Here is a 25224-nt window from a genome sequence, read left to right as displayed (position 1 = left end):
TCGACAGACGCTAACGGTCGGGTCACGGAGCGCACGCAGAGGGGGTTGTCCCCCTGTGTCACGCGGCACTGGACAGGCGACACTTCCTCCTGCTTAGGTAAGGGTTACCTAATCGGAGGTGAGAGTGGGAACGACCCGAGTGCGCCGCCCCCCGACGCCCGCCGTCGCCGAGCGAGCCCGCAGCCTCGTCACCCGTGGTGGCCGCGCGGCACTCGTCGGCACCGGTGAGCCGGAACCGTGTGCGCCGCTGATGCACTACACCTGGCCGGACGGCACGACCGACCTGCTGCTGCCCGACGACCACGTGCTCCGCGAGCGCACCCGGCTCACCGCGGGCGGGCTCCCGGTGATGCTCGAGCTGACCGGCAGCACGCCGGTTCCGCTCGACGAGCCGGTCCGGGAGCTGCTGTGGCTGGTCGGGACGCTGCACGAGCCGGACCCGACGACCGGCCGGGAGCGGGCCCTGCGGCTCGCCGAGAAGGCTCCGCACCCCAACCTCCTCGACGCCGGGCGCGGCGCGACCCTGCTGCGGCTGCGCCCGTCATCGGCGGTGTACTCCGACGCCGAGGGCTGCGCACCGGTCTCGCCGGCCGAGCTCGCGGCGGCCGAGCCCGACCCGTTCTGCCGGGTCGAGCAGGCATGGCTGGAGCACCTGGACCGGGCCCACCCGGAGATGCTGTGCGCGCTGCGCCGTCACCTGCCCGACGGGCTGGGGTTCGTCGGCGGCCGGATCCGTCCGGTCGGCGTGGACCGATTCGGGCTCCGCGTGCGGGTGCCCACCGCGACCGGCACCCAGGACGTGCGGCTGGCGTTCTCCGCGCCCGCCGACACCCCCGAGGAGCTGCAACGCCGGTTCGCCGAGCTGGTGGGCTGCCCGGCCGGGGGCCGCTGAGCCGGACTCAGGGCCCGGCGGGTGCCAGGTGCTCGGCCTGCACCTTCCGGGTCACCTTGCGCTCGGCGACGAACGAGGCGACCGGGATCGTGCCCGCGGCCAGGATGACGACGGCGAACACCGGCTTCCAGCGGCAACGCTCGGCCAGGATCAGCGTGCACACGATGTAGATCATGTACAGGAACCCGTGCACCATCCCGATCAGCGCGACCGGGCGCGGATCGCCGAACAAGTACTTCGCCGGCATCGCGTAGAAGGTCAGCAGCAGCAGGCCGACGCCGGTGACCCAGGCGGAGATCCGGTAGGCCTTCAGGGCGGTCGCGACGGTCACGGGGTGGACTCCTCCCGGTGCCGGGCCGCCAGGCGGGCCAGCTCCTCGTTGTAGGCCCGCAGCTGCGGGTCGGTGCTGCGGGGCGGGACGGCGTTCGCCGGGCGGGACGTGAACGGCGACGGCCCGGCCGGGGCGGCCGTCGTCCCGGCCGGTTCGGCGGCGGCCGTCGTCCCGTCGGGGGTCGTCCCGTCGGGGGTCGTAGCCGTCGGCGCGGCGGGCGTGCTGGCCGGTGTGGTGGCTGTCGTCGCGGCCGGTGTCGTAGCCGTCGGCGCAGCGGGCGTCGTCCTGGCCGTCGTCCTGGCCGTCGTCCTGGCCGTCGTCGTGAGCGCGGAGGGGGTGGTCCCGGCGACCGGCGACGGGGCCGCGCCTGCGGCCTGCTGCGCCGGATCCGTGTCCGCCGCCCCCGCGGAGCCGCCGGAGGCCGCGCGCAGGTCGGCGATCTCCATGCTCAGGAAGCGCCACCACATGACGCCGAAGAAGACGGCGAACAGCGGCCACTGCAGGCCGTAGCCCACGTTGAGGGCCGAGCCCATCGCCGAACCCGCTCGTCCCCACTGCCAGATGGCCAGCCAGGTGCAGGTGACCATCGCGCCGAGTGTGAGGACGTGCCAGACCATCCACCTCGGGGACAGCAGCAGCCGCATCACGCGGACCAGGGTACGCACCCCGGCATGGCCACGGCCGGGCCCCGACGAGCGCCCGGTCACGCCGCCCGCCACCCGCCCGCGGTCCCCGGCCGCGCAGTGATCCGCAGCCCGCGGTGATCCGCGGGGCGCGCGCTGATCCGCAGGGCGCGCAGTGATCCGCAGCCCGCGCAGTGATCCGCAGGGCGCGCGCTGATTCGCGGCCCGCGCGCGTCCGGACACGCGCGAACAACGGATCACCGCGCGCGGAGTGGATCACGGGCCATCGATCACCGCGCGCACCGTGCGTCGCCGGGCTGCGGCACGCACCGACCGCCGCCCGACGGCTCGGCCCCCGGAGCCGTCCGGCACCCGGTGCGATGATCGGCCCATGACGAGCGGACCGGCCCCGGCACGACCGCGTGGGTCCCTGCGGGACTGGCTCAGCCCGGCGCCCCCGTCCTTCCCGGGCGTCGCCACCGACCCCCGCGAGCGACGGCTGATCGGCCTGGAGATCGCCGTCGTCCTGACCGTGACGCTGGGCCTTTCCGCGGTGCGCAGCGCGCTGTCGCTGCTCGAGGCCCTCCTGAACCCCGCCCCGCTCGCCGACCAGCAGGTCACCCTGAACGCGCCGGCGTCCACCGACGCGTGGATCGACCTCGCGTTCCAGCTGGTCCGCGCGCTGCAGCTGGCCGGATGGGGCGCGCTGGCCGCGTACCTGCTGCTGCGGGCGGGCATCGCGCTGGGCCGGGTCGGGCTCGACGGGCGGCGGCCGTGGCGCGACGCGGCGCACTCCGCGGGCCTCGCCGCGCTGATCGGCATCCCCGGGCTGGGGCTCTACCTGGTCGGACGGCTCGCCGGGATCACCCCGGACGTCGCGCCCAGCACGCTGACCGACCAGTGGTGGCGGATCCCGGTGCTGGCGCTGTCCGCGACGGCGAACTCCTGGGCGGAGGAGGTCGTCATGATCGGCTACCTGCTCACCCGGCTGCGGCGGCTCGGCTGGTCGGAGAACCGCTCGGCGTTCGCGGCCGCCGTCCTGCGCGGGTGCTACCACCTGTACCAGGGGATCGGCGCGTTCGTCGGCAACCTGGTCATGGGCCTGGTGTTCGCCCGCTACTGGCAGCGGACGAACCGGCTGTGGCCGCTCGTCGGCGCCCATCTGCTGATCGACGTCGTGGCGTTCGTGGGGTACGCGCTGCTGGGTGGCGTCCTCCCGTTCTGACTCAGGAAAGCGGCCCTCACCAGGGGAAAGGTGACCCTGTCCAACTGAGACGGACGCCCTTTCTGGAGCCGTTCCAGGAAACGCCGACGGTCGGTAACCTGGATGTCATGACCGACGAATCGAAGTTCCACGCCCTGCTGCGCGACCAGGTCCGCAGCGAGTTCACCGCGAGCCAGCAGTACCTGGCCATCGCCGTCTGGCTCGACGACGCCGACCTCCCGCAGCTCGCCGCGCACTTCTACGCGCAGTCGCTCGAGGAGCGCAACCACGCGCTGATGATGGTCCAGTACCAGATGGACAACGACCTCACCCCGACCATCCCACCGGTCGGTGAGGTGCAGAACGAGTTCTCCTCCGTCGAGGAGCTCGTCTCGCTCGCGCTGACCCAGGAGAAGCAGGTCACCGAGCAGATCACCACGCTGGCCCGTACCGCCCGCGACGAGGGCGACTACCTCGGCGAGCAGTTCCTGCAGTGGTTCCTCAAGGAGCAGGTCGAGGAGGTCGCCTCGATGACGACGCTGCTCACCATCGTCCGCCGCGCCGGGGACGACCTCTTCCACGTGGAGGACTTCGTCGCCCGCGAGATGACGAACGGCGGGGGCGGCGACCCGGCCACCCCGCCGGTCGCCGGCGGCGCCCTGTAAGCGCCCGTCCGTCGGTCCGCAGCGCCGCTCCGGCGCCCCCGAGCAGGGGGGCGCCGGAGCGTCCGCACGACTACCGCAGGGTGATCTGCTTGCCCGCGAGCACGTCGCGCGCCCGGTGCTCGGACTCGGTGAGCGGCGTGGCGTCCAGCCCGGCCACCGCCTCGTCGAGTCGCTTCGCGAACTCCGCGGCGGGACCCGCCCACTCCGAGGAGTGCATCTCCCGGTCGACGTCCCAGACCGGGACGAGCAGCCCGTGCGCCCGGAACGACCCGGCGTAGCGGGAACCCTCGCCCAGCTCCAGGCCGCCCTCGCCGGACAGCCGCGCCAGCGCCGCCATCAGGGTCGTCTCGTCCTCGGTCCGTACCCAGCGCACGTGCGCCTTCGAGCCGGTGTCGACCCAGTACGCCCCACGCACGCCGTCTGCGGTCACCGCCTCGGTCGGCATGATCACCGAGTTGGCGCGCTCCAGCATCGCCTGCGCCTCGGGGTCAGGGCTCTCCGACGGCAGCCACCACGCGAAGTCGGCGTGCACCGTCGGCTCCAGCGGCGTGCCGGGCTCCAGCACGTCCTGCAGCCGCTCACCGGTGTGGCGCCCGGCGCCGACGACCGGCAGCGACGATCCCGGCTCGGCCGAGCGCGCCCAGGCGAGCGCCCCGGCCAGGTCGGCCGAGAGGTCACCGGAGCGGGTCTGGACCTGCATGCCGAGCAGGACCTCGCCGTTGTCGCGCACGATCGCGGCGGACGCGCCCGGCAGCACCGAGGCCAGCGTGACCGGCCCGCCGGTACGGACCGGGAGGGGCGCCGTCGCCGACGGGAGGAACTCCCGCATGGCGACGAGGTCGGGCTCTGCCGCGAGGCCCTCGAACGGCCGGATGACGATCACGTCGTCACCGGCGCCGTGGCAGGCCTTGTACCGCTTGCCGGAGCCGCAGGGGCACGGCCGGCGGGGGTTGTCCCCCGCGTCGGCGGTGCTGGCACGGTTGCGCGTCTTCTTACCCATCGCCGGGCAAGGTAGCGGGTCGTGCATGCCTTCGATCCGGCCGACCCCGGTTTCCTCGCCGACCCCTACCCCACCTACGCGGCCCTGCGCGCCGCCGGACCGGTCCACGACCACCCCGGTCTGGGCGTTCCGGTCGCGGTGACGCACGCGGCCTGTTCGGCCGTGCTGCGCGACCGCGGGCTGGGCCGGATCTGGTCCGACGCCGAGCCCGCGGCCGAGCTGGCCGCGTTCAACCTGCTGCACCGCAACTCGCTGCTGGAGCGGGAGGGCGAGCCGCACACCCGGCTGCGGCGCCTGGTGGCCTCGGCGTTCGCCCGCGGCCACACCGAGCGGTTGGCCCCGCTGGTGCGGGCGCGGGCCGGCGCCCTGGTCGACGATCTGGTGGCCCGCGTCCGGGACGGCGCCCCCGCCGACCTGGTCGAGCTCGTCGCCGCCCCGCTGCCGGTGGCCGTGATCGCCGACCTGCTCGGTGTACCGGAGGACCGCCGGGCGCCGCTGCGGGACTGGTCCGACGCGATCGTGCGGATGTACGAGCCCGACCCCGGCGACGACGGCCGGCGCGCGGCCGAGCAGGCGGCGGCCGACTTCACGGCCCTGCTGCGGGAGCTGGTCGAGGAGCGCCGCTCCGGGCGGATCGCCACCGACCCGGCCGGTCGCCGCGACCTGCTCGCCGACCTGCTGGCGGTGCGCGACGACGAGACCGGCGAGCGGACCCGGCTCGACGAGGACGAACTGGTCGGCACCGCGGTGCTGCTCCTGATGGCCGGCCACGAGGCGACGGTCAACGTCGTCGGGAACGGCGTGCACGCCCTGCTCCGGCACCCGGACCAGTGGCGACGGCTGCTCGACGACCCAGGACTGGTCGGAACGGCCGTCGAGGAGCTGATCCGCTTCGACGCCCCGCTGCAGCTGTTCGAGCGGACCGCCGTCGTCGACACCACGATCGCCGGCCACGTGGTCCCCGCGGGCACCCGGATCGCGACGCTGCTCGGCGCGGCCGGGCGCGACCCGTCGGTCTTCGGCGACGACGCCGACCGCCTCGACGTCGGCCGTTCCCCCAACCCCCACCTGGGCTTCGGGGCCGGGGTGCACTACTGCCTGGGCGCCCCGCTGGCCCGGCTGGAGATCGCCGAGGTGCTGCGCGCGCTGCTGGAACGCCTGCCCGACGCCGCCGTCGACGGCGAGCCGGTCCGGCGCCCGCGGTTCGTCATGCGCGGCTGGGCGGAGCTGCGGCTGACCCCGGGCAGCACCCGGTGAACCGAATGCCGTAACAATTCCAGAGCCGAACGGTCCATTCCTGGAAGCCGTCGGATCGTTGTCGACGGCGCCGCGCAATCACGGACGGGAAGGTGCATCGGAAAAGACGCGCACCGCCGTCGACGGCCACCCGCGGACGTGGTGGAATCGTCGGCAATGGAATCGTGGTCGGAACTTCTGCGCACCGTTCTCGGCGTGCCGGGGACGGGCTACGCCTGCGTCGCCGACCCCGCCACGGGGGAGCTCGTCGCGGCCGCGGGCGAGCGGGCCGTGCCCGGCCTCGCGGAGGTGCTCGACTGGGGCGCCGCGCAGGTCGGCGGACCGGGACCGGTGTTCGAGGACGCGGTGGTCACCACCCGGGAGGGCGATCACCACCTCCTGCGGGCGCTGCCCCGCGACGGCGCGGCCCCGCTGCTCGCCTACGCCCACCTCGACCGGTCCGGCAGCCCGGTCGCGCTGGCCCGCCGGGCCCTGCGTCCGGCCGGCGCGACACCGGCACGAACGCCGGAACCGACACCGACAGCGACATCGACATCGACTGATCAGCAGGTCAAAGCCACCATCGGGGCGCCGGTCGCGACCCGCCCGGTGATGCGGGTCCGGCCGGTCACCCCCGCCACGTCACCTCCCGGGCGGGTGGACACCCCACCGGCGACGATCGCGGTGCCGTCGCCCACGCCGGTGCCGGGCGCCGAGCGCACCCCGGCTCCGGCCGTCCCGCTCCCCCGGCGCGCGCCCGGACCCGCCGAGACCTCCGACGCGGCAGATCCCCCCGACACGGCCGACGGTGACGACGCGCACGCCGGAGCCACCCCCGAGGGCGGCAGGTGGGCCGACGACCTGGGCACCATGTCCCGGATCCTCGCCGCGCTGCGCCGGCTGGACCCGTCGTCGGCGTCGGGGTGTTGACGCTCCGGAATTGCGCGTTATCGTTGTCGGCCCCGGCGCCGGAAAGATCCGAGATCATTCTTCGTGAAATGCGGAACGGATCGCGGCGCAGACTCCCCCGAGATCGTCGCGGCGATTGCCTCGCGGAAGGCTCCTGACATGAACAACATCGATCGTTCCCTCGACATGGCCGCCAACATCAAGGGCGCGTTCGCGGTCGCGATCGTCGACTTCGAGAGCGGGATGACGCTGGGATCGCGCGGGGGAAGCCCCGAGTTCGACCTCGACGTCGCCGCGCCCGGGAACTCCGAGGTCGTCCGCACGAAGCTCGAGGTCATGCAGAAGCTGGGTCTGCGCGAGAACATCGAGGACATCCTGATCACCCTCGACACCCAGTACCACCTGATCCGGATCATCCGCGGCACCGACGAGCAGCTGTTCTTCTACCTCGTGCTCAACCGTGCCCAGGCCAACCTGGCGATGGCCCGCCGCGACCTGCGCGTCATCGAGCAGCAGTTCGCGATGACCTCGCCGCAGGCCGGGGCGCCGCAGCCGCAGGGCCAGGCGTTCTTCCCCGCCCAGCAGCGCTGAGGCCCCCGCGACCACGCCTCCCATGGGACGTCACCGGCACGCCGTCGCCGTGCGCACCGACGGGCTGGCCGCCGTGCTGGGTCCGCTGTTCTTCGACCCGCGGATCCGCTCGGCGGCCCTGCTCGACGTGGACAGCGGAATGGTGCTCGACGTCTGCGGGCCCGACACCGCCGTCGGGCGGACGGGCCGGGGTGTCCCCGCGGCTCACGACCACCGCGACGAGGTCCGCGGCGCGGCGCACGCCGAGCTCGTCAGGATCGCGCTGGCCCTCGCCCCCAACGCGGGCGGGCGGCTCGGGCTCGTCCTGGAGGCCGGCCCGGACCGGCACGTGCTGCGGACCGTCGCCGACCCGCACGGCGGGCGGCTGGCCCTGTCGGTGGTCGTGCGCGGCCCCGACCGGGCCGTGCGGCGGGTGCGCAAGCTGCTGGAGGAGGTCTCCGACGCGGCGCTGACCGCGGGCCCGTCGACGGCGGTCCGCCCCGGATCCGCGGGCTGGGCGGCCACGCCGACCACCTCCGCGCCCGCGCCGGACCACCCGGCACCGGTTCCGTCGCCCACTCCTGCGGTCCGGCCGGACGCCGCCCCGGCGTCGGGTCCGCCGGGGTTCGGCCCGCCGGGCCCGTCCGGGTTCGGTCCGCCGGGCCCGCCCGGGTTCAGCCCGCCGGGTCCGCCGCCCCGGTCGGGCCCGATGCCGCCGTCGGCGCTGCCTGCGGGGCCGCCGTCCCAATCGGGACCGCCGTCGCCGCGCCCGCCGTTCCCGCCGGCACCGACACCAGCAGCTGCCGGGGACCCTGCGGCCGCGTCTCCAGCAGAGCGGTGAGCATGCGGACGACCCGGATCGTGCGCCACGCCGTGACCGCGGCGAGCACGTCGGCCCAGGCGTGCAGGACGACCCCGTCGGCCAGCGCCTGCGTGCCGGTGCGGAACCGCCAGACCAGGACCACCGCGCCGAGCACGACGCACGCCGCCCACAGCGCCCACCAGACCAGCAGCTCCCGCGACGGCGACGGCCGCCGTTCCGGTGGCAGGTCCAGTGCGGCGTGCTCGGTCTCGGCCAGCAGCGAACCGGGCGCGACCAGGTTCCAGCCGGGCACCACCCAGCCCGCGACGACCCACCGGCGGCTCCGCCAGGCGCGCGTCCCCGCACGGTCCGCGGCCGCCCGGTAGGTCCACAGGCTCCACGAGATCATCAACACCCCGGCGGCGATCGTCGCCACCACCGAGGACCAGCCGCCGAACCACACCAGCGCGTCGGACACTCCGACGGCCTCCGGGGACAACGCGTCGGACCGGCTGAACAGCAGCAGCACGTACCGCCACACCTCGGCGACGGCGGCGATCCCCGACACGACGACCACCACCCACAGCACGGGTACCAGCTGCGCGGCCAGCGCGCGGGCCCGGTCGACCGGCCGGAGCGGGCCCTCACCGGGTACCGGCGCGATCCGCCAGGGCCCCACCGGGAGGCCCCAGCGCGGGACGGCGCGGTAGCGGGGCGGACCGGTGTAGCGGTCCCGACGGGCGGCGGGCTCGGCGGCCGGGCCACCGGGCGTCGTCGCGACCCAGTCGAGGGCGGCCAGGTAGCGACCGCACCACGGGCAGAACGCGCCCCCACCGGGGGGAGCCGTCCGGCCGCAGCGTGGGCACGGCGGGCCCGGCCGTCGGGGCGCCGGCGCGGACACGGGTCAGGCGATCCGGGGGGCGCTGCCGTCGTCGGTCACGATCGTGCGGCCCTGGGCGGCCCAGTCCTGCATGCCGCCCTCGACGTTCACCGCCGGGAAGCCCTGCTGGGTCAGGTAGGCGACGACCCGGGCCGACCGGCCGCCGGAGCGGCAGACGACGTAGAGCGGGTCGTCGGTGGGGACCTCGCCCATCCGGGCGGCCAGCTCGGACATCGGCAGGTGACGGGCGTGCGGGGCGTGCCCGGCGGTCCACTCGTCGAGCTCGCGGACGTCCAGCATCGGGGCGTCGGCGGGGAGAGCGGACACGCTCACGGCGGGAACCGGGTCGGACATGGCGCCATCCTGCCACGCCACCCCGTCAACCCGCCGTGAGCGGCGTGGCTCAGCGGCCGTCGTCGCGGTAGAGCGACCCGTGCGGGATCGTCACCTCGTTCGGGTCCAGCGGCGGCTGCGCGGCCCGGTACCCGCCGGTGGCCTGCGCGGGCCGGTACCCGCCGGTGCCCTGCGGTCCCGGCGGGCGGCCCGTCCCGTACCGGTCCGGACGTCCGTCGGCGCCGACCACGGGCTGGACACCGGTCAGACCGGTGTTGCCGAACAGCTCGCCGGCCTGGCGGCTGGTCTGCGGCCGTTGCCCCGGGTTCGGCCGGGGCTGCGGACGCGGCTGCGAGCGGTGCCGACCGGAGCCCTCGGTCTCGCGCCGCGGGATCCCGATGAGGTCCTCGGCGGGGACCGCGGTCGGCTTCGGCGCCTCCTTCGGCGCGGTGGTCGCGCGGACCGCACCGGCACCGGTGAGCGAGCGGACCTCCATCTCAGCGAAGCGGGCGGCGTTGAAGCGCTCGCGGCCGCCGAGGAAGGTGCCGATGATGCCCAGCGCGAACGACACCGGGATCGACACCAGGCCGGGGTTGGACAGCGGGAAGAACGCGAAGTCCACGTTCGGCACCATCGAGGTCGGGGACCCGGACACGGCCGGGGAGATCACGATGAGGCCGACGCAGACGATCACGCCGCCGTAGATGCTGCACAGCGCGCCGGTCGTGTTGAACCGCTTCCAGAACAGCGAGAACAGGATCGTCGGCAGGTTCGCCGACGCGGCGACGGCGAACGCCAGCGCCACCAGGAACGCGACGTTCTGCCCGTTGGCGACGATCCCGCCGCCGATCGCGACCAGGCCGATGACCAGCGCGGTCGTGCGGGCGACCTTCACCTCGGCGTCCGGCGTGGCGGTGCCACGGCGCAGCACGTTGGCGTAGACGTCGTGGGCGAACGAGGCCGATGCGGTGATCGTCAGACCGGCGACGACGGCGAGGATCGTCGCGAACGCCACCGCGGAGATCAGGCCGAGCATGATCTCGCCGCCGAGCGCGTAGGCCAGCAGCGGCGCGGCGTCGTTCTGGTTCGCGCGGGTGATCGTCCCCGGCGGCAGCAGCGCCGTCGCGCCGTAGCCGAGCACCAGCGTGAACAGGTAGAAGATGCCGATCAGCCAGATCGCCCAGACCACCGAGCGGCGGGCCTCCTTGGCCGAAGGCACGGTGTAGAAGCGCATCAGGATGTGCGGCAGGCCCGCCGTACCGAGCACCAGCGCGAGACCGAGCGAGATGAAGTCGATCTTGTTCGTGTACTGCAGGCCCGGGTTGAGGATGGCCTCGCCGCGCTCGGAGTTCCGGGTGGCCTGTTCCAGCACCGCGGACAGGTTGAACCCGTAGCGGCCGAGCACCCAGGTGGTCAGCACCGCGGCGCCGGTGAGCAGCAGGCCGGCCTTGATGATCTGCACCCAGGTGGTGCCCTTCATCCCGCCGAACAGCACGTAGACGACCATGAGGCCGCCGACGACGACGATCACCAGCGCCTGCGAGAGCTTGTCGGTCTTCGGGATCTGCAGCAGCAGCGAGATCAGCCCGCCGGCCCCGGCCATCTGCGCGATCAGGTAGAAGAGCGAGACGACCAGCGTCGAGGTCGCGGCGGCCGCGCGGACCGGGCGCTGACGCATCCGGAACGCCAGGACGTCGCCCATCGTGAAGCGGCCGGTGTTGCGCAGCAGCTCCGCGACGAGCAGGAGCGCCATCAGCCAGCCGACGAGGAAGCCGACGGAGTAGAGGAAGCCGTCGTAGCCGTAGAGGGCGATGGCCCCGGCGATGCCGAGGAATGAGGCCGCGGACAGGAAGTCACCGGCGATCGCGGTGCCGTTCTGCGGGCCGGTGAAGGCGTGCCCACCGGTGTAGTAGTCGGCGCGGGTGGCGTTGGTGCGGCTCACCCGCAGCACGATCATCAGCGTCACGATCACGAACAGCAGGAAGAACCCGAGGTTCGCGGTGACCGAGCCGACCGACTCGGCCTGGGCCAGTACGGACGTGGTCATGCGCGCACCTCCGCCTGCTCGACCCGAGCGCGCAGTTCGGCGCTCGGGCCGTCGATCTCACGCTCGGCGAACCGGACGTACAGGGTCGTGATCAGGAAGGTGGAGACGAACTGGCCGAGGCCGACGAGCAGCCCGACCGTGATCGTGCCGACGACCCGGATGGACATGAACTCGGGGGCGTAGCTGGCGAGACCGACGTAGGCGAGGTACCAGGCGAGGAAGATCGCGGTCATCGGGAACACGTAGCGCCGGAGGCGGCTGCGGTACGCCCGGAACTCGGGACTCGCCTGGACCTGCTGGTAGATCGTGCCGGCCGAGCGCTCTGCAGGGCTGCTCATGGCGCCGGTTCCTTTCGGGTCGTGCTGCGGGGAGCCGGGCCGCGTCGTGGCCGGGGGACCGCGGCGCGTCCCCGGGGGACACACTTCACCCGGAACAACGACCGGGTATCGCGTCGGGGAACGTCGTTGCGTGCCGATACCGACGAGAACCCCGGTCCGGACGAACCCACCCGTCCGAACGGTGACGCTGTGTAGACCCGTTCGGCGGAGACCCGTCAGGCCCTGTCGTCCAATCGGTCCCGCATGAGACCCAGCCGTTCGGGTGCGTGCAGGCGCAGGAGCACCTGGCCCGCGTCGACGGGGCGGCGCGCCCGGGTGAACCGGGACACCAGCGCCATCGTCGCGAACGCCAGCGGCACGCTGACGATCGCCGGCCGGTACAGCAGGACCCCGATCCAGTCGGCCTGCGGACCAAGCCCGGAGACGTCGACCCCGGCGAGCGCCGCGACGACCGCACCGGCCGACACCACCCCGCCGACGACCACCCCGGCGATCGCGCCGACATCGGTCAGCCCGCGCCACCAGATGCCCAGGACGAGCAGCGGACAGAACGTGGACGCGGCGACGGCGAACACCAGCGCGACGGCCTCGGCGAAGTTCAGGCCGGTCGGCACGAGTGCGACGATCGTCGGCGGCACCCCGGCGAGCACCGTCGCCAGCGGGAAGCGCCGGGTCATCCGGCCGGGCCGGGGCAGCACGTCGGTGGACACGACGCTGGCCAGGCTGACCAGCAGGCCCGACGCCGTCGACAGGAACGCGGCCCACGCCCCCGCCGCGACGAGGCCGCCCACCAGCGCGCCGAGCAGCCCGCTGCCCAGGATCGCGGTCGGGAGCAGCAGGACCGCCGCGTCGGTGCGGCCGGTGACCAGCAGCTGCGGGGTGTAGACCCGCGACAGCACGCCGAGCAGCGTCACCAGGACGTAGAAGCCGCCCAGCATCGCCAGGACGAGCACGGCGCTGCGACGCGCCGCCCGGCCGTCGGAGTTGGTGTAGAAGCGGCCGAGCACGTGCGGCAGGCCCATGGTCCCGAGGAACGTGGCGAGGATCAGCGAGTAGGTCGCGAGCAGCTGGTGCTGATCGGAGCCGGCGAACGGGCGCAGCCAGCTCTCGTCGTCGGTCGGGGCACCGCGTGTGACCGGCACCGGGGCGCCCGCGGCGAACCGCAGCTCGGTCCCGGCGGTGACCTCGTGGGTGGATCCGGCGACCCAGCGCAGCGGGCCGTCGACCGGCTGCCCGTCGACGGTGCCGCGGGCGACGACGTCGACGGCCAGCCGCGCCTCGAGCGTCACCGGGGTGGCGACCGAGACGGTCGTGGGCTCGCGGAACTCCGGCGGCTCGTCGCGGGCGAAGGTGTGGCCGTCGCCGAGCCAGACGGCCAGGCCGATCACGGCCGGCACGGCGAGCGCGGTCAGCTTGAACCAGTACTGGAACGCCTGCACGAACGTCACCGAGCGCATCCCGCCGAGCGCGACGGTGGCGACCACGATCACCCCGGCCGCGCCGGAGCCGATCCAGTCGGGCAGGCCGGTGACGATGCCGACGGTCAGCCCGGCGCCCTGCAGCTGCGGCAGCAGGTAGAGCCAGCAGATGACGATGACGACGGCCGCGCAGACCTTGCGCAGCATCGGCGAGGCGAGCCGGGCATCGGCGAAGTCGGGGACGGTGTAGGCGCCCGATCGGCGTAGCGGCGCGGCGACGAACAGGAGCAGGAACAGGTAACCGGCGGTGTAGCCGACGGCGTACCAGAGCGCGTCGACACCCTGGACGAGGATCAGCCCCGCGATGCCGAGGAACGAGGCCGCCGACAGGTACTCGCCGGAGATCGCGCCGGCGTTGAGCCGCGACGGCACCGACCGGGACGCGACGAGGAAGTCCGAGGTCAGCCTGGTCCGGTGGGCGATGGAGCCGATCACGGAGGACGCGACCGCCACCAGGACGATCGCGACCAGCGACAGGATCGCGGTCAGGCTCATCGATCGGCCACGTCGTCGGCGAAGTCCTGTTCCGCCGCCTCCGCGGAGCTCACGTACCACCAGCCCAGGCCCAGCAGGAACGGGTAGACGAGCACGCCGAGCAGCAGCCACGGCAGCCGGATGCCCAGCACCTCGATCTGGCCGAGGACCGGGACCGCGATGAACAGGGCGGGCAGTACACCCAGCCCGATCAGCGCGACGACGCTGACCCGCAGCGCGAGCAGCAGCTGGGTGCGGACCAGGGAGTTGCGCAGCAGGGTGCCGACGGCGCCCGGGTCCTGCACGTCGGACAGCCCGCGCGAGGACTGCGCGGTCGAGCGGCGCTCGGAGAGCACGATGCGGACGCGCCCGGCGCCGAGCTCGTCGTCGCCGGGCTCCTCGGCGGCCGCCGGCGGGTCGGTGGGCTCGGCGGAGAACGGGCGGGGGCGGGCGCCGGTGTAGGGCGCCGCGGCGACCGGGGCGAACGGCTGGGGACCGGGCTCGACCGACGGCTCGGGAGCCGGGGCGACGTCGACCTCGGGGGCGCGCCAGATGACCTCGGTGCGTTCGAGGGGGCCGCCGCGCAGCTCGTCGAGCTCCTCGTCGAGCTCGTCCTCGTCCGGGAGGTCGTCGTCGTCCAGCTCGTCGTCGGTGCGGTAGTCGGCGCGGTAGTCGGTGCCGTGGTCGCCGTGGTCGGTGCGGCCGGCCGCGGGGCCGAACCGGTCGGCGGGGTCCGGGCGGAACGGCGTCGGGGCGACGGGATCGCGTCGTCCCGCCGCGGACCAGCGGGTGGGGACCGGGCGGGTCTCGGTGGATCCCTCGGGACCCGGCCGGTCGGCCGGTGCGGCGACGGTCGTGTCCCCGGTCGCGTCCTCGGTCCCGTCTGCGCGCTCGTCCGCGCTGCCGGGGCGGGCCGGGAGCCCGGTGCCGTCCGTGCCGCGCGGGTCCGCCGTGTCCGTGTCCCGGGCCGTGTCGGCGACGGTCGCGCCGTCCGTTGCCCCGGTCGCGCCTGTCGCGCCGGTCGCGTCCGCCGTGTCGGCAGCACTCGCGGTGTCGGCAGCTCTCGCGGTGTCGGGGGTGCCCGCCAGGAGCGCGCTGCGGTCGGGGGACCAGGTGCTCGACCACGACGTCGCGCCCGGGACGCGCTGGGGAAGGCCGGAGCCGCCGCCGGTCGGGGGCCACTGCTTCCCGCTGTCGGTGACGTCCGGAGCCGGGGTCGGCGCACCGCTGTCGGCGACGTCCGGTGCCGGGGTCGCGGCGGGGGCCGGCGGCCAGCCGGGGCCGGGGCGCACACCCTCCGGGGCGTACGGGTCCGGCACGAGGTTGGCGCGCGGCCGAGCCGGGCGGGCGCGGGTGGGGTGGACCGGCGGGCCGTAGGTCTCGCGCGCGTCGAGGTCACGGTCCTCGGGGTCGCCGTCGTCCGGGGCGCCGTCGTCCGGGGCGTAGCCGCCGTCGCGCGGCGTCGCGTCATGCGGGGTCGCACCGCGCGGGCTCGGGGCTGGCGGAGTCGGGGCAGGCTGCGGCGCGGTGGGTACGGCAGGCGGCGTGGCGGTCCCGGCCCCGGTCGCGACGCCACGAGCGGCGGCGCCGCGGGGCGGGTCGTCGTGGTCGGGATAGGGCGCCGGCGCGTCGTCGGGGTCGGCCTGCCCACGGTCCCGGTGCGGCGTCGGGGACGGGTCGACGCGGGCGTGCCGGCCGGTCCCCCCGGCCCGGTCCGCGACACGACGGGCGATCTCGGCCTGGAGCCAGCCGGCGCCGCCGGCGTCGGCGGGTTCCTCCGCCGCGCGACGGGCACGGCGAGCGGCGCGGCCCCCGGTCGCGGCGGTCGCCTCCCGGTCGCGGGAGGTCCGGTCGCCGGATCCCGGGTTGCCGGGACCCGGGGTGACCGGGCCCCGGTGACTGGGGACGCGGTCGTCGGGAGCGGTGTCACGGGGCGCGCCGCCACTGGATGACGAGGCGCTGGACGTCGAGGCCGTGGGCGTCGAGGCCGTGGGCGTCGAGGCCGTGGGCGTCGAGGCGCCGGGCCTCGGAGCGCCGGGCCTCGGAGCGCCGGAGACCGGGCCGCCGGAGGTCGGACCGCCGGTGGGCCCGGGCGCGGCCGGAGCGGGACCGGCGGCACGCGGAACGGCCCCCTCGGATCCGGGGGTGGCGGTCGGTTCCGGGCGGGGGGTCGGCCGGGAGGCCGGACGCGGCCCGGGGCCACCATCGGGCCGGTACCCATCGGCCGGCCGCGGGTGCGGACCGGACGCGTACGAGCCGCGCGGCTGGGCCGGGATGGCGTTCCCGGCCGGCTCCGGTGCGAGGGCGACCCGGCGGTTGCGGTGTTCGAGCGCCGGGTTCCAGGCGTCGAGACCGGCGACGGCGCCGTCCGGGTACGGGCGCGACCGAGCGGGATCCGGCCGGGCCTCGGGCGCGGGGGCGGGGGCGCCCTGGTCCGCGCGGGGGCCGGCGACCGTCGCGTCGGGTCCGGTGCCGGGCCGGTCGGACCCGTCGCGATCGTCCGCGGCCCGGTCGGACTGCGGACGCACCGACGGCGAGACGCCGCCGGTGGACCTGTTCACCTCTGGCTCCACGCCTGCTTGGTCGCGCGGACGAGGCGGTCCTTCAGTTCACGGGTGTGCCGACGGCTGACCGGCAGCTCCGCGGTCTCCGGGCCGGAGCCGATGCGCACGACGTAGCCGGACCCGGCCAGCCGCAGCTCGGTGACCAGCGGCAGCGCCACCAGGAACGAGCGGTGGATGCGCACGAAGCCGGCGTCGCGCCAGCGGTCCTCGAGCACCGACAGCGGGATCCGGACGAGGTGGCTGCCCTCGGTGGTGTGCAGCCGGGCGTAGTCGCCCTGGGCCTCGACGTAGCGCACGGCGGACCGCGGTACCAGCTTCGTGGTGCCGGCCAGCTCGACGGGGATGACCTCGTCGTCGCCACCGCTCTCCTCGCGGACGGTCTCGACCGGTCCGCTGCGACGGGTCGACAGGATCCGGTCGAGTGCGGCGGAGAGGCGCTCGGTGCGCAGCGGCTTGAGCAGGTAGTCGATGGCACCCACGTCGTAGGCGTCGACCGCACGGTCGTCGTGCGCGGTGACGAAGACGATCGCCGGCTGCACGGCCATGTTCTGCAGCACCCGGGCCAGCTCCAGGCCGTCGAGGCCGGGCATGCGGATGTCGAGGAACACCGCGTCGATGTCAGTCTGCTCGGCGACGTCCGCGCCGCCCCCCGCACCGGGACCCGCGGCCGCCCCGGCCCGGCGGCCGTTCAGGATGCGCAGTGCCTCGGTGGACTCGCCGGCCTTGAGGACCGTCGCGACGCGCGGGTCCTCGTCGAGCAGGAAGGCCATCTCCTCGAGCGCGGGCTGCTCGTCGTCCACCGCGAGAACGACCAGTCCGCGAGTGGTGTCGTTGCTGTCCACGATCTCCTCATCCTGCTTCCTCAGCCTGCGCCGGGAAGCCCATCCGCTCGATGATCGCCCGGCGCCGCGACCATGGTGACGTGCCGACGCGCGTGATGCCAGGGCACGAACCGGATCGGTGACCGTCCGGACACGGGGTGCAGCTCGGCCGTGGTACACACGGTCACCGGTGTCACAGCCCGTAACGGGCCCACGCCGCCCGTGTCTCGAGGGCGGAGAGCAGCTCGTGCCCGGCCTCCGCGACACCGCCGGCGAGGCCTGCCCGGGCCGCGGATCCGCCCGCACCGAGGCGGGCGAGCAACGGCCTGCGCTGCTCCACCGGGCGCTGCTCGGCGTCGGGGAAGCGTTCGGTCAGGACCTCGTGGGCGCTGCCGATGCCGTCCACCAGGCCCAACGCGCGGGCCCGCTCGCCCAGCCACACCTCGCCGTCGAACAGCTCGGTGTCGGTCGCGAGCCGGTCGCCGCGCCGCTCGCGCACCCATCCGGTGAACCGCTCGTGCAGCTGTTCCTGCAGGCCGGTGAGCCAGGCGACGTCCTCGGGCCGCTCGGGCAGGAACGGGTCCAGCCGCGACTTCGACCCGCCCGCGGTGTGCAGCCGCCGGGTCACGCCCCACCGCTCGATCAGGCCGTCGAGCCCGAAACCGGCGCTGATCACGCCGATCGAGCCGACGACCGAGGTGGAGCAGGCGTAGATCTCGTCGGCAGCGCAGGCCAGCCAGTAGCCGCCGGACGCGGCGACGTCCTCGCAGAACGCCAGCACCGGCACGTCCTTCTCCGCCGCCAGTGCGCGGATGCGGTTCCCGATCAGCTCGGACTGGGTGGGCGAGCCGCCCGGGGAGTTGATCACCAGCGCGACGGCGGCGAGCCGCTCGGGCGCGAAGGCCCGCTCCAGCACCTTCTCCAGCGAGGAGATGCTGAGCACCTGGCGCGGCACCGGCGCGGCCTGGGCACTGATGACGCCCTGCAGCCGCACGACCGACACCACAGGGGGGCCGACCGACTCCCCCAGCCTGCCGGGCAGACGCGAGGTCACCGCCGCGGGAATGCGCAGGACGTCCATGCCGTCCCACCGTACGCGCGCGCACAGGGTGACGTGGTGTGACCGGATCGGCACATCTCGCTCTCGCCTGGTTCACCCGTACGGCCCAGCAGGGCGCCGGAGGGCGCCCACGGACGCCCCCGGGTCAGGCCCGGATGCCCGCCCGGAACTTCGGCACCCGCAGCGTGATCTTCATTCCGGCGCCGATGTTGGTGTCGACGACGAGGCCGAAGTTGTCGCCGAAGGCCAAGCGCATGCGGTCGTCGACGTTGCCGAGGCCGACGTGCGCGCCGGAGAGATGGGCGTCGTCGAGGTCCTCGTTGAGCCGGGCCGGGTCCATGCCGACGCCGTCGTCCTCGACGACGATCACGCACTCCGAGCCGGCGTTCTCCGCGCGGATGGTGACGGTGCCGCCGTTGGGCTTGCCGGACAGCCCGTGCCGGACAGCGTTCTCCACCAGGGGCTGCAGCGCGAGGAAGGGCAGGACGACGTTCTGCACCTCCTGGTCGATCTGGAGCTTGATGTTGAGCCGGTTGCCGAAGCGGGCCTTCTCCAGCCGCACGTAGCGCTCGATGTTGTTCAGCTCGTCGAGCAGCGTCGTGTACTCGCCTGCCGAGCGGAACGAGTAGCGGGTGAAGTCCGCGAACTCGATGAGCAGCTCGCGGGCCCGGGCCGGATCGGTGCGGATGAACGAGGCGATCGTGGTCAGTGCGTTGTAGACGAAGTGCGGCGAGATCTGGGCGCGCAGGGCGCGGACCTCGGCCCGGTTGAGCCGGGCGCGGGAGTCGTCGAGCTCGGCGAGCTCCAGCTGGCTGGAGACGTAGCGCGCGACCTCGCCGGTGGCCCGCAGAACCGGGGGGCCGGCCGTCGAGGGGGTGAGCGCGGCCAGCGTGCCGATGATGTTCCCGTCGCTCTCCAGCGGGACGACGACGATCCCGCGCACCTCGCAGCCCGGCTGGTTGCACTTGATGGCGGTGTGGCTCATCAGCTCCATGCGGCCGGTCCGGACGACCGTGTCCGCGAGCGTCTGCACGTCCTGCTGGTGCTGGTCGGCGCTGCCGTCCCAGCCCAGGACCGTGCCGCGCGAGTCGGTCATGGCCATCGCCGTGGTCTCCAGCAGCTGGCGCAGGTAGGGCAGGGCCTGCGACGCCGAGCGCGACGACAGCCCCTCCCGCAGCACCGGCGCGGCCAGCGCGACCGTGTGCAGCGCGGAGAACGTGGCCTTGGCCAGCGGCGACACCATCGTGTTGCGCCGGTTGCGCTGCCACAGGAAGAAGAACACCGCGACGACGGCGACGACGACCGCCACCACGAGCAGCAGCGCCATGGAGGGGGTGAGCGTGGTGGATCCGTCCACGACTGCGAGTACCCCCGTTCCCGCGCCCGCCACTAGCGCACCAACCGGGACAGGCGGCGGTCGGCGAGCGGTTTCCCCCCGGTCTGGCAGGTCGGACAGTACTGGAATGATCTCTCCGCGAACGACACCTCGCGCACGGTGTCGCCGCAGACCGGGCAGGGCAGCCCGGTGCGGGCGTGCACGCGCAGCCCGGAGCGCTTCTCCCCCTTGAGCTCGGCGGCGCCCTGGCCGACCGAGCGGGACACCGCGTCGGACAGCACGGCGTGCAGCGACTCGAACAGGGAGTCCCGAGCGGCGGCGTCGAGCCGGGACGCGGTGGCGTAGGGCGACAGGCGCGCGCTGTGCAGGATCTCGTCGGAGTAGGCGTTGCCGATGCCGGCGAGCGTCGACTGGTCGGTCAGCAGGGTCTTGAGCCTGCGGTTGTCGCCGTCGAGCAGCTCGTCGAGGCCCGGCCGGCTCAGCTCCAGTGCGTCCGGGCCCAGCTTCGCGATGCCAGGGACCTGCGCCGGGTCGCCCACCAGGTACACGGCGAGCCGCTTCTGGGTGCCCTGCTCGGTGAGGTCGAAGCCCGGCCCGCCGACCTGGTCGAGGTGCACCCGCAGCTGCAACGGGCCGCGACCCGGCCTGGGCGGAGTGACGCCCGCGGTGGTGTGCCAGCGCAGCCAGCCGGCCCGGGACAGGTGCGTGACCAGGTGCAACGGGCCGGCGTCGGGCCGGTCGGCGAAGTCGAGCGACAGGAACTTCCCGAACCGCGACGCCTCGGTCACCACCCGGCCCACCAGCGCCGACACCGGCGGGTCGAACGTCTTCAGCGCGCTCATCGAGGCCAGGTCCACCCTGGCCACCGGGCGGTACACGGCGTGCTCACGCAGGTGGTGGGCCAGGGCCTCCACCTCGGGCAGTTCGGGCACCGCGACTCCTAGTTGATCGGCTGCAGCGGGCTGTCCGCGTGGCCGGGCGTCGAGCGGTTCTTCAGGCTGCGCACGACCACCTTGGTCTCCTCGCGCGCGGTGGCGAGCCCGCGCACCATGCCCGTCCACTTCTCCGGGGGCAGGTCGTAGCCGCCCTGGGTCTTCGCGGTGATCGTGAACGGCCTGCGCAGCAGCCAGCGGAACGGGAAGAAGCCCAGTCCGACGATGACGACGAGCCAGTAGAACCAGGGGAAGACCACCCCGTCGGGCACCCAGACGATGAGGACCAGCCAGAAGAACGCCAGCGTGCCGAGGATCAGCACGACCGCGCCGTTGCCCGCGTCGACGTCGTGCTCGAACTCGTCACCGACCGCCGGCGTGGTCCACTCGATCCGCCGGCTCACCTGCCATTCACGGTAGTCCGCCGCGATGACCGTCTTCGTCGTCAAGGTGTCCGCTCCCCTGCCCCCGTACCACCGACGATGTTCCCACAGGGCACCGACAGATCCGAGCCCTCACGCGCCCGCCACTCCGAGATGGTGGGAGTCAGCAGGCGGGCCGGACGGGCTCGCGTTCGGGGGCGCCGGGGGCGAGCAGGCCCGAGCGCAGGAGCTGGACGGTGACGCCACCGTCGTTGCGGACCACCGACGGCTCGCCGTCCCCCAGGAAGAACGCCTCGCCGGTCCCGAAGGTCTGGGGCTCGCACCGGCCCGCCCGCACGACCGTGACCGTCCCGCCGCGGACCGCCGTCAGCATCGTCCCGGGGTGGCGGATCCAGCCGGTGGACTCGCCGGGGAGCAGGCTCTCCTCGCGGACGAGCATGTCCGCGGGGCCCGGGGTCGAGATCTCCACGGGCCGTTCGATCCGCCCCTGGGGATCGGTCGCACCGGTGATCGGACGCGCCGGCCACTCGCCGTTCCCCGGTACGGCCACCGCGGTGGTCGGTGGCGGTCCCGGGTCGACGGGGACGATCTCCACCCTCGTCCCGTCGTCGGAGTGGGCGGCGTCGGACCCGTGGCCGAGCTGCCCCGGCTGGGCGCACCCCGCGAGCAGGGCGGCGGCCGCGACCAGCAGGGCCGGTCCGGCGAGGTGACGGGCGAGCGGCACGGGCGGTGTCCCTCCGGGCGCGATGCGTGAGTGCACCGCACGGTAGTGGCACGTCACCACGTCAGCGGCAGCCGGGTCGTCCCGTCGATGACGTTCGAGGTGGGACAGCGCACCTCTACAGAGGAGTGCGCCACCCCTTCGCGTGAACCGCTCGGATCCGCTGTGGAGTGATCGCGATCCGCTCCGTGGTCAGGTGGCGGACCAGGTGGCGCAGCTCACGGCCAATTACTTTGCATTGCGCAACGCATCGGCGCATGCTTGCGCGAGTCAACTAGTTGCGTGGTACACGCACTACCGAGAGGGGGTCCGCGATGAGCACCGCACAGGCTGCCGCCGCCGAACCCGCCGATGCCGACCTGGAACTCGCCGACTCGATCGTCCGGGAGCTGTTCCTGCTGGTCCGCCAGGTGAAGCGGTCCGCCGAGCGGCACCGGCCGGAGATGATCGTCGACATGGCCGGCTACCACGTGCTGACCCACCTGCACTTCGTCGGCCCGCAACGAGCCGGCGAGGTCGCCGCCACCTTCCACTCCGATCCCTCCACGATCAGCCGCCAGGTGTCGTCGTTGGTCAAGTCCGGGCTCGTCGAGCGCCGTGCCGACCCCGGCGACGGTCGCGCCTCGCTGCTCGCCGCGACCCCGGAGGGCATCCGGGTGATCGAGACCGAGCGACGTCGTCGCGCCGAGGTCATCGCCACCGTCCTGGCCGCGTGGAGCCCCGACGACCGCCAGGCCCTCACCGTCCTGCTCGGCCGTTTCCTCGACGACTACCAGACCTTCGAAGCACAGGAGTCCTGAGAATGTCCACCGCTGCCGCCAGTGCGCAGCGCCCCGCCACCACCACCGGCGACGGCGAGCTGACGCACCGGCAGATCCTGACCGTCCTGGGTGGACTGATGCTGGGCATGTTCCTGGCCGCCCTGGACCAGACGGTCGTCTCGACCGCGATCCGCACCATCGCCGACGACCTGTCGGGTCTCAACCTGCAGGCGTGGGCGACGACGGCCTTCCTCATCACCAGCACGATCACCACCCCGCTCTACGGCAAGCTCTCCGACATCTTCGGCCGCAAGCCGCTGTTCATGACCGCGATCTCGATCTTCCTGATCGGCTCGATCGCCTGCACCTTCGCCTGGTCGATGTACTCCCTGGCCGCGTTCCGCGCGCTGCAGGGTCTCGGCGCGGGCGGTCTGATGTCGCTGGCGCTGACCATCCTGGGCGACATCGTCCCGCCGCGTGAGCGGGCCCGCTACCAGGGCTTCTTCCTCGCCGTGTTCGGCACCTCGAGCGTGATCGGCCCGGTCATCGGCGGCCTGCTGTCCGGTGTGGACTCGATCGCGGGGCTCGACGGGTGGCGCTGGATCTTCCTGGTCAACGTGCCCATCGGACTCGTCGCGCTGGTCGTCGTGCAGCGGGTGCTGAACATCCCGCACGTCCCGCGGCCGGCCCGGATCGACTGGCCCGGCGCCCTGGCGCTGACCCTGTGCCTGGTGCCGGTGCTGATCGTCGCCGAGCAGGGGCGCGAGTGGGGCTGGGACTCCACCTCGTCGATCGTCTGCTACGTCATCGGTGTCGTCGGCCTGCTGCTGTTCCTGCTGGCCGAACGGGCCTACGGCGACGCCGCGCTGATCCCGCTGCGCCTGTTCCGCACCGGCATCTTCTCGCTGTCCGCGGTGCTGAACCTGCTCATCGGCATGGCGATGTTCGGCGGCATCGCACTGCTGCCGCAGTTCCTGCAGATCGTGCACGGCGCGACGCCGATCGAGGCCGGGTTCATGATGCTGCCGCTGGTCGGCGGGATCATGGTCGCGTCGATCCTCTCCGGTCAGCTCACCTCGCGCACCGGCCGCTACAAGATCTTCCCGGTGATCGGCACCGCGTTCATCACGATCGCGATGGTGCTGCTGTGGCAGACCGTCACGCCGTCGATCCCGATCTGGCAGCTCGACCTGACCATGGCACTGCTGGGCCTCGGCCTCGGTCTGTGCATGCAGACCCTGGTGCTGGCCGTGCAGAACGCGATGCCCGCCCGCGACATGGGCGTCACGACCTCGTCGGTGACGTTCTTCCGGCAGATGGGCGGCACGCTCGGCACCGCGATCTTCCTGTCGGTGGTGTTCTCCACCGCCGGCGACAAGATCGCCGACGCCCTCCGGTCCGCGCTCGGCACGAGCTCGTTCCGGGCCGCGCTGACCGACCCCGCCGTCGCGGCCGACCCGGCCAACGCGCAGGTCGTCGGGGCGCTCCAGTCCGGCCAGGCCGGCGGCCTGTCCAGCTCGGTGCTCGCCGACTCCTCGTTCCTGCAGCGGATCGACCCGCGGCTGGCGGCGCCGTTCCAGGAGGGCTTCACCAGCGCGATGACGCTGGCGTTCCTCATCGCGGCCTGCGTGATCGCGGTGGCCTTCGTGCTGGTGCTGTTCATCAGGGAGCTGCCGCTGCGCACCATGTCCGGTGCCCAGGCCGCCCTGGCCGAGGCCGCCGGTGAGGGTGGTGCCGCCGCGTCGGTCCCGACCGAGGCACTCGCGACGGTCGCGCCGGCACCCGCTCCCGCCACCCGGGGCGACGGCGGCGGGCGCGGAGCGGACGTCGCGCCGCCCACCACGCCGATGCCCGTCGTCGCCCGGCAGGAGCCGCCGCACCCGGCACCCCAGGCCCGGCCGAGGCCGCACAACGGCACCGTCGGTGACGCCGCCGCGGCCGCGGGCCTGGACCACCTGCACTCCACCGGTGGCGACGGCCCGGCCGTCACCGGACGGGTCCAGGGCAGCACCGGCGCGCCGGTCCCCGGGGCGGTCGTCACCGTCACCCGGCTGTCCGGCGACCAGGTCGGTCGCACCACCACCGACGGCGATGGCCACTACCGCGTCGTCGTCGACGAGCCCGGGCGCTTCCTGGTCGTGGCGGCCTCCGCGGCGCTGCCGCCGCACGCCGCCACGGTCTCGGTCGGCACCGAACCGGTCCGCCACGACGTGCGGCTGTCGGTCAGCAGCGGCATCCGCGGCACCGTGCTCGACGCCGCGGGCACCCCGCTGCCCGGGGTCACCGTCTCGCTGATCGACCACGGCGGCGACGTCGCCGCGGCCGGCCGGTCCGGTGAGGGCGGACGCTGGGCGCTCGACGGCGTCCCGGCCGGGCGCTACACGCTCACCGCGGCCGGCGAGGGCGTCGACCCGGTGGCGGTCGGCGTCGAGGTGCCGAGCTCCGGCACGGCGGTCCAGGACCTGCGGCTGCCGCAGCGCTCCCGGCTCACCGGCCGGGTCACCGCGGCGCCCGACGGGCACCCGGTGGCGCACGCGCTGGCCACGCTGATCGACGCCGAGGGCGCCGTCGTGGGGTCGCGGCTGTCCGGCCCGGACGGGACCTTCGCCTTCGAGGGCCTGCCCGCGGGCAGCTACACCCTCGCGACCAGCGGCTACGCCCCGGTCGCGACGGTGGTCGCGCTGGAGCCGGACCGGGTGACCCACTCCGACGTCCGGTTCCCGCTGCCGCTGGACACCGGGCGTGGTGACGAGGACGCCCTGGCGAACGGACGGCACGGCAGGCAGATCGGGATGGCCGGGCGCTCCGAGCCGCGTCACTGACCCGACCGCCGGCGTTCCACGTGGAACGACGTCCCGGTCCTC

The 25224-nt window shown here is 74.1% G+C and carries 22 protein-coding genes and 1 pseudogene; 8 read left to right on the top strand and 15 right to left on the bottom strand.

The window, feature by feature from the left end:
• The first annotated feature begins 124 nt into the window (after positions 1-124).
• On the top strand, positions 125-892 hold the full coding sequence (locus Ae505Ps2_RS07515) for a DUF2470 domain-containing protein (protein ID WP_060713812.1): 768 nt from the start codon (positions 125-127) through the stop codon (positions 890-892).
• A gap of 7 nt (positions 893-899) precedes the next feature.
• On the opposite strand, the gene Ae505Ps2_RS07510 is transcribed toward Ae505Ps2_RS07515, so the two are convergent.
• The gene (locus Ae505Ps2_RS07510) at positions 900-1223 is read right to left on the bottom strand and encodes a DUF3817 domain-containing protein (protein WP_020625020.1); all 324 of its coding nucleotides are present in this window, start codon (positions 1221-1223) and stop codon (positions 900-902) included.
• The gene (locus tag Ae505Ps2_RS33205) at positions 1220-1870 is read right to left on the bottom strand and encodes a hypothetical protein (RefSeq protein ID WP_249265230.1); all 651 of its coding nucleotides are present in this window, start codon (positions 1868-1870) and stop codon (positions 1220-1222) included. The genes Ae505Ps2_RS07510 and Ae505Ps2_RS33205 overlap by 4 nt, the downstream gene beginning before the upstream one ends.
• A gap of 367 nt (positions 1871-2237) precedes the next feature.
• Between Ae505Ps2_RS33205 and Ae505Ps2_RS07500 the strand changes: the two genes are divergently transcribed.
• The gene (locus tag Ae505Ps2_RS07500; protein ID WP_075553522.1) at positions 2238-3071 is read left to right on the top strand and encodes a CPBP family intramembrane glutamic endopeptidase; all 834 of its coding nucleotides are present in this window, start codon (positions 2238-2240) and stop codon (positions 3069-3071) included.
• A 107-nt stretch (positions 3072-3178) separates the two neighbouring features.
• Positions 3179-3715 (top strand): ferritin, encoded by a 537-nt coding sequence (locus tag Ae505Ps2_RS07495; RefSeq protein WP_020625017.1) that lies wholly within the window; start codon positions 3179-3181, stop codon positions 3713-3715.
• A gap of 70 nt (positions 3716-3785) precedes the next feature.
• Here Ae505Ps2_RS07495 and Ae505Ps2_RS07490 read toward each other — a convergent pair whose 3' ends face one another.
• Positions 3786-4715 (bottom strand): DUF5926 family protein, encoded by a 930-nt coding sequence (locus Ae505Ps2_RS07490; protein ID WP_020625016.1) that lies wholly within the window; start codon positions 4713-4715, stop codon positions 3786-3788.
• A gap of 21 nt (positions 4716-4736) precedes the next feature.
• Here Ae505Ps2_RS07490 and Ae505Ps2_RS07485 point away from each other — a divergent pair, with 21 nt between their 5' ends.
• The 3 genes from Ae505Ps2_RS07485 to Ae505Ps2_RS07475 all read left to right on the top strand — a co-directional run bounded on the left by Ae505Ps2_RS07485 (position 4737) and on the right by Ae505Ps2_RS07475 (position 7451).
• Complete coding sequence (locus tag Ae505Ps2_RS07485; RefSeq protein WP_075553521.1) at positions 4737-5972, top strand: cytochrome P450; 1236 nt, start codon at positions 4737-4739, stop codon at positions 5970-5972.
• 195 nt (positions 5973-6167) lie between these two features.
• A complete protein-coding gene (locus Ae505Ps2_RS07480) occupies positions 6168-6881 on the top strand; it encodes a hypothetical protein (protein WP_075334050.1) in 714 nt (237 codons plus the stop codon).
• 138 nt (positions 6882-7019) lie between these two features.
• The gene (locus Ae505Ps2_RS07475; protein WP_020625014.1) at positions 7020-7451 is read left to right on the top strand and encodes a hypothetical protein; all 432 of its coding nucleotides are present in this window, start codon (positions 7020-7022) and stop codon (positions 7449-7451) included.
• Positions 7452-8104: 653 nt separating this feature from the next.
• Here the strand turns inward: Ae505Ps2_RS07475 and Ae505Ps2_RS07465 are convergent.
• The 12 genes and pseudogenes from Ae505Ps2_RS07465 to Ae505Ps2_RS07410 all read right to left on the bottom strand — a co-directional run bounded on the left by Ae505Ps2_RS07465 (position 8105) and on the right by Ae505Ps2_RS07410 (position 21602).
• On the bottom strand, positions 8105-9133 hold the full coding sequence (locus Ae505Ps2_RS07465; protein ID WP_075309195.1) for a DUF4328 domain-containing protein: 1029 nt from the start codon (positions 9131-9133) through the stop codon (positions 8105-8107).
• A 3-nt stretch (positions 9134-9136) separates the two neighbouring features.
• Positions 9137-9466, bottom strand: a complete 330-nt coding sequence (locus Ae505Ps2_RS07460) for a rhodanese-like domain-containing protein (RefSeq protein WP_020627288.1) — start codon at positions 9464-9466, stop codon at positions 9137-9139.
• A gap of 433 nt (positions 9467-9899) precedes the next feature.
• Positions 9900-11402 (bottom strand): annotated as a pseudogene (locus Ae505Ps2_RS07455) (cation acetate symporter); the annotation flags it as partial.
• Between the two features lie 86 nt (positions 11403-11488).
• On the bottom strand, positions 11489-11830 hold the full coding sequence (locus Ae505Ps2_RS07450; protein WP_020627290.1) for a DUF485 domain-containing protein: 342 nt from the start codon (positions 11828-11830) through the stop codon (positions 11489-11491).
• 215 nt (positions 11831-12045) lie between these two features.
• Positions 12046-13803, bottom strand: coding sequence for a cation acetate symporter (locus Ae505Ps2_RS07445; RefSeq protein ID WP_075553520.1), 1758 nt, complete (start codon positions 13801-13803; stop codon positions 12046-12048).
• On the bottom strand, positions 13800-16343 hold the full coding sequence (locus Ae505Ps2_RS32525; protein WP_075334048.1) for a hypothetical protein: 2544 nt from the start codon (positions 16341-16343) through the stop codon (positions 13800-13802). Before Ae505Ps2_RS32525 ends, Ae505Ps2_RS07445 begins: the two co-directional genes overlap by 4 nt.
• A complete protein-coding gene (locus tag Ae505Ps2_RS07435; protein ID WP_020627059.1) occupies positions 16340-17188 on the bottom strand; it encodes a LytTR family DNA-binding domain-containing protein in 849 nt (282 codons plus the stop codon). The genes Ae505Ps2_RS32525 and Ae505Ps2_RS07435 overlap by 4 nt, the downstream gene beginning before the upstream one ends.
• Before the next feature lie 172 nt (positions 17189-17360).
• The gene (locus Ae505Ps2_RS07430; protein WP_075309201.1) at positions 17361-18248 is read right to left on the bottom strand and encodes a S49 family peptidase; all 888 of its coding nucleotides are present in this window, start codon (positions 18246-18248) and stop codon (positions 17361-17363) included.
• Positions 18249-18372: 124 nt separating this feature from the next.
• Entirely contained in the window at positions 18373-19584 is a 1212-nt protein-coding gene (locus tag Ae505Ps2_RS07425; RefSeq protein ID WP_233147693.1) for a histidine kinase, read from the bottom strand.
• Positions 19585-19616: 32 nt separating this feature from the next.
• A complete protein-coding gene (locus tag Ae505Ps2_RS07420) occupies positions 19617-20495 on the bottom strand; it encodes a DNA-formamidopyrimidine glycosylase family protein (protein ID WP_075553519.1) in 879 nt (292 codons plus the stop codon).
• An 8-nt stretch (positions 20496-20503) separates the two neighbouring features.
• Positions 20504-20944, bottom strand: coding sequence for a hypothetical protein (locus Ae505Ps2_RS07415; RefSeq protein WP_020627063.1), 441 nt, complete (start codon positions 20942-20944; stop codon positions 20504-20506).
• Between the two features lie 97 nt (positions 20945-21041).
• On the bottom strand, positions 21042-21602 hold the full coding sequence (locus Ae505Ps2_RS07410; protein WP_075309207.1) for a hypothetical protein: 561 nt from the start codon (positions 21600-21602) through the stop codon (positions 21042-21044).
• A gap of 311 nt (positions 21603-21913) precedes the next feature.
• Between Ae505Ps2_RS07410 and Ae505Ps2_RS07405 the strand changes: the two genes are divergently transcribed.
• Together Ae505Ps2_RS07405 and Ae505Ps2_RS07400 are read left to right on the top strand one after the other, a co-directional pair.
• Positions 21914-22399, top strand: coding sequence for a MarR family transcriptional regulator (locus tag Ae505Ps2_RS07405; RefSeq protein WP_020627065.1), 486 nt, complete (start codon positions 21914-21916; stop codon positions 22397-22399).
• A gap of 2 nt (positions 22400-22401) precedes the next feature.
• Complete coding sequence (locus Ae505Ps2_RS07400; protein WP_075553518.1) at positions 22402-25182, top strand: DHA2 family efflux MFS transporter permease subunit; 2781 nt, start codon at positions 22402-22404, stop codon at positions 25180-25182.
• The last annotated feature ends 42 nt before the right edge of the window (positions 25183-25224 follow it).

This window comes from Pseudonocardia sp. Ae505_Ps2 (genome assembly GCF_001932425.1).
Taxonomy (GTDB): domain Bacteria; phylum Actinomycetota; class Actinomycetes; order Mycobacteriales; family Pseudonocardiaceae; genus Pseudonocardia.
Note: the sequence above shows the minus strand (reverse complement) of the source record. Positions and strands in the feature narration are given on the sequence as shown.